The organism is Mycobacterium sp. NAZ190054 (genome assembly GCF_001545925.1).
Lineage (GTDB): Bacteria > Actinomycetota > Actinomycetes > Mycobacteriales > Mycobacteriaceae > Mycobacterium.
Genome location: NZ_LMVQ01000288.1, coordinates 1 through 4,669, shown reverse-complemented (window position 1 = coordinate 4,669; position 4,669 = coordinate 1). Strand labels below are relative to the sequence as shown.

Below are 4,669 nucleotides of genomic sequence, written 5' to 3'. Positions count from 1 at the left end.
CTGACGATGCCCTTGGAATCGGAGTACCCCTGCGCGTACGGCAGCGCGGCGATGATGTCGCGCATGATCACGTCGGGGGCCTCGAACCCGAACGGAGCGGGGTTGCCGACGACATCGACCTGGGCGGCGGCACCCTCGGCTGGCTCGCGGGCCTGTGGCGTCAGGTGCTCGCCGCGCCCGTGGACGGTCCCGAGGCGGACTTCTACGCCCTCGGCGGCGGCTCGCTGTCGGCGGCCCAGCTCGTCGCCGCACTTCGCCAGCGGTACCCGCAGGTGACCGTCGCCGACGTCTACGACCATCCCCGGCTGGGTTCGCTGGCCGGCTACCTCGACGAACTCGACCCACCCCCGGCCGTACCGACCCGCGAGGTCAGGCCGGTGCCCCGGCTGACCCAGGCCGTGCAGATCGCGCTGACGCTGCCGCTGGCACTGCTGACCGGCATGCAGTGGGTGGTGTGGCTGGCGATCGCCAACAACACCGCGGCCGCGCTGTCACTGGTCGACTGGGTGCGCCCGATCAGTTGGTGGTGGACCCTGGCCGGCTTCCTGCTGTTCGTCACCCCGCCGGGACGGATGGGCATCGCGGTGTTCGGTGCGCGCGTGCTGATCGGCAATCTGGAGCCCGGCACCTACCGGCGCGGCGGGCCCACCCATCTACGCGTGTGGCTGGCAGAACGGCTGGCCGAGGCCAGTGGCGCCGAGAACATGGCCGGCGCGCCGTGGCTGGTCTACTACGCCCGCGCGCTGGGCAACAACGTCGGAAACGGCGTCGACCTGCACTCCTCGCCGCCGGTGACGGGCATGCTGACGCTCGGGCACCGCTGCTCGATCGAACCCGAGGTCGACCTGAGCGGGCACTGGATCGACGGCGACCAGTTCCACGTCGGCCCGATCACCGTCGGCAACGACGCGACCGTCGGGGCCAGGACCACGCTGCTGCCCGGCGCGGTCGTCGGCAAGAACGCCGACGTCGCCCCGGGATCGGCCGTGGTCGGCAAGGTGAAGAACGGGCAGTACTGGAAGGGTTCGCCGGCGGTGAAGTCCGGGAAGGCCAAGCACCCGTGGCCCGACCACCGGCCCCCGCGGGCGCCGCTGTGGGTGGCGGTGTACGGCGCGACCTCGATGCTGCTGGGGGCGCTGCCGTTGGTGGCGCTGGCCGCCGGGCTGGCCGTGATCGGCTGGGCCGTGCGCGACACCGCGACCGTGACGGCGGCGATCACACCGGCGCTGCTGTGGCTGGTGCCGGCCACCGCCGCCGCGCTGCTGGTGTACGCGCTGCTGACAGTGCTCGGTGTGCGGGTGCTCTCGGTCGGACTCGACGACGGTTACCACCCGGTGCGCAGCCGCAAGGGATGGCAGCTGTGGGCCACCGAACGGCTCATGGACGGCGCCCGCACCTACCTGTTCCCGATCTACGCGAGCCTGCTGACCCCGTGGTGGCTGCGTCTGCTCGGCGCGAAGGTCGGGAAGGGCACCGAGATCTCGACGGCGCTGATGATCCCCAAGTTCACCGTCGTCGAGGACGGTGCGTTCCTCGCCGACGACACCATGGTGGCGTCCTACGAACTCGGCGGCGGCTGGATCCACGTCGCCCGCGCCACCGTCGGCAAGCGGGCGTTCCTGGGTAACTCGGGGATCACCCAGCCCGGACGGCGCGTCCCCGACGACGGTCTGGTCGCCGTGCTGTCGGCCACCCCGCACAAGGCCAAGGCCGGATCCTCGTGGCTGGGCAGCCCGCCGGTGCGGTTGCGCCGCAAGCCCACCGCGGCCGACGCGCTGCGCACCTTCCATCCGTCGGCGGGCCTGAAGGCGTTGCGCGCCACGGTCGAGACGTTCCGGTTCGTGCCCGTGGTGGTGAGCTTCGCGATCGGGATCGCGGTGCTGTTGTCCACCCAGTGGCTGGTCGCGGAGTTCGGCTGGGCGTGGGCGGCGTTGGCGACCGGACCGATCCTGCTGGCCGCCGGCGCGGTCGCCGGAGCCGTTGCCGTGCTGGCGAAATGGCTTGTGGTGGGCCGTATCGGCGCGGTCGAGCATCCGCTGTGGTCGCCGTTCGTGTGGCGCAACGAGGTGTCGGACACCTTCGTCGAGACCGTCGCGGCCCCGTGGTTCGCCCGCGCCGCATCGGGTACGCCGGTGATGAACCTGTGGTTGCGGGCCCTGGGCGCGAAGATCGGACGTGGGGTGTGGTGTGAGACGTACTGGCTTCCCGAGGCCGACCTGGTGACGCTCGCCGACGGCGCCACGGTCAACCGCGGCTGCGTCGTGCAGACCCATCTGTTCCACGACAGGATCATGCGGATGGACACCGTGGTGCTGGAGGACGGCGCGACGCTAGGGCCGCACTGTGTCGCGTTGCCCGCGGCGCGCCTCGGCGCCGGCGCCACCGTCGGGCCCGCCTCGCTGGTGATGCGCGGCGACGAGGTGCCGCCGTCGACGCGGTGGCAGGGCAATCCGATCGCGCCGTGGCTGCCGTCACGCAAAAAGCGTTCGGAGACATCGGAATCCAAGTCCAAGAAGTCCGCGGCGGCGTGACGGCGCGCAAGAGGGCCGCCAAGAAGAGCGCACCGCCCGTCATCGACCCCTACCTGCCCGGTTCGGGCAACTTCGGGTACCGGGTGTCGCGTTACGAGCTGGAGCTGGAGTACAAGGTCGCCATCAACCGGCTCGCCGGGTCGGCCACCATCACCGCGGTCACGCTGGCCGAGCTGAAGACCTTCACCCTCGACCTGTCCGATGCGCTCTCGGTCGCCAAGGTCACGGTGAACGGCAAGCGTCCGGCCCAGTACCGGACCTCGGGCGGGAAGCTGCACATCAGCCTGGCCGACCGCCTGCCCGCGGGTGCGGCGATGACTGTCGCGGTGCGCTACGGCGGCACCCCGCGGCCGATCCGATCCCTGTGGGGCGAGGTCGGTTTCGAGGAACTCACCGAAGGCGTGCTGGTGGCCGGCCAGCCCAACGGCGCCTCGTCGTGGTTCCCCTGTGACGACCACCCCGCCGCCAAGGCCAGCTTCCGCATCCAGATCGCCACGGAGAGCCCTTATTTCGCGTTGGCGAACGGCAAGCTGCTGGACCGCCGGGCCCGCGCCGGGATGACCACCTGGGTCTACGAACAGGCCGAGCCGACGTCGACGTATCTGATCACCCTGCAGATCGGCATGTACGGCCGGCACCGGATGACCAAGAACGGCGTCGACATGCACGCCGTGCTGCCCGACCGGCTGCGCAAGCACTTCGAGCACGACTTCGGCCGGCAGCCGCAGATGATGAAGCTGTTCACCAAACTGTTCGGGCCCTATCCGCTGGCGACCGGCTACACGGTGGTGGTCACCGACGACGACCTGGAAATACCGCTTGAGGCGCAAGGCATCTCGATCTTCGGTGCCAACCACTGCGACGGTCGCCGTGGCTCCGAACGGTTGATCGCCCACGAGCTTGCGCATCAGTGGTTCGGCAACTCGGTGACCGTGCAGCGCTGGCGCCACATCTGGCTGCACGAGGGCTTCGCGTGCTACGCCGAGTGGCTCTGGTCCGAGCACTGCGGCGAACGCAGCGCCGGCGAGTGGGCCCGCCACTACCACGACCGGCTCACGGGCTCGCCGCAGAACCTGGTGCTGGCCGACCCGGGCCCGCGGGACATGTTCGACGACCGCGTGTACAAGCGCGGGGCCCTGACGCTGCACGCGCTGCGCCGCCGGCTCGGCGACACCGATTTCTTCGCGTTGCTCAAGGATTGGGCCGCCCGCCACCGTCACTCCAGCGTCGTCACCGACGATTTCGTCGGGCTGGCCGCCCAGTACACCGACGATTCCCTGCGCCCGTTATGGACGGCGTGGCTGTACTCCCCGGAGGTCCCTGCGCTGGACGCCGGAACGTGACCGACGCGACGGCAGGCCCGTCGGGGGCGGTCACCCGGGGCAGCGTGGTCCGGGTCGGGGTGGCGACGGCGATGTCGGCGCTGTGCGGTTACGCGGTGCTGTACCTGGCCGCCCGCGACCTCGAGCCCGCCGGCTTCTCGGTATTCGGCGTGTTCTGGGGTGCTTTCGGGCTCGTCAGCGGCGCGGACGGACGTAAACCGCTGCACCCGATCACCCTGGCGGCCGGCGGTCTGGTCGTCGGCGCCGCCACGGTCGCCGCCCTGGGCGCCGCCGGCGTGATGCCGATGCGGTTCACCGCGAACGACGCCGTGATCGCCGGCTCGAGCACGTCGTGGATCGTCCCGGTGATCGCGCTGGGGCTGATCCCGACCGCGATCGCGTACACGCTCGGCATCGTCGGGATCGCGCGGCTGCGCCCGCGGTTCGCGTCGTTGGTCGGGCTGTCCGAGGTGTTGTTCGCGGTGCTGGCGGCCTGGGTGCTGCTCGGGGAGTCCATGACGGGCACCCAGGCGGTCGGCGGCGCCGTCGTGCTCGCCGGTCTCGCGCTGGCCCGCCACGGCGACCGCGACGAACTCGAGGGGTTGCCCCGCGCAGCTAGCATCGCTGCGTGAGGTTTGATCTTGATATCCGCCCGCGCCGGCTGACCGCGGCGCTCGCAGCCCTCCTCGCCGCCGTCGGTCCACACCACCTGCCCGGTGAGGTAGCCGGCCGCCCGGCTGCCGAGGAAGACCAGCGTCGCGGCCTGTTCCTCGGGCGTGGACACCCGTTCCAGTGGCGCGGTGAACGAGTCGAGAT

General features: G+C 71.0%; 2 protein-coding genes and 2 pseudogenes. 3 read left to right on the top strand and 1 reads right to left on the bottom strand.

What is annotated here, in order from left to right; genetic code table 11:
* The 3 genes and pseudogenes from ASJ79_RS19100 to ASJ79_RS19090 all read left to right on the top strand — a co-directional run.
* Positions 1-2,531 (top strand): Pls/PosA family non-ribosomal peptide synthetase (locus tag ASJ79_RS19100; protein ID WP_369803713.1); only part of this gene is annotated, 2,531 nt, incomplete at its 5' end.
* Positions 2,528-3,874 carry a M1 family metallopeptidase gene (locus ASJ79_RS19095; RefSeq protein WP_067958532.1) on the top strand — a complete coding sequence of 449 codons (1,347 nt, stop codon included), beginning with the start codon at positions 2,528-2,530 and terminating at the stop codon, positions 3,872-3,874. The genes ASJ79_RS19100 and ASJ79_RS19095, both read left to right, overlap by 4 nt.
* Before the next feature lie 56 nt (positions 3,875-3,930).
* Positions 3,931-4,485: pseudogene (locus ASJ79_RS19090) on the top strand (EamA family transporter); the annotation flags it as partial.
* 56 nt (positions 4,486-4,541) lie between these two features.
* Here ASJ79_RS19090 and ASJ79_RS32475 read toward each other — a convergent pair.
* Positions 4,542-4,669, bottom strand: a pseudogene (locus ASJ79_RS32475) (SDR family oxidoreductase); the annotation flags it as partial.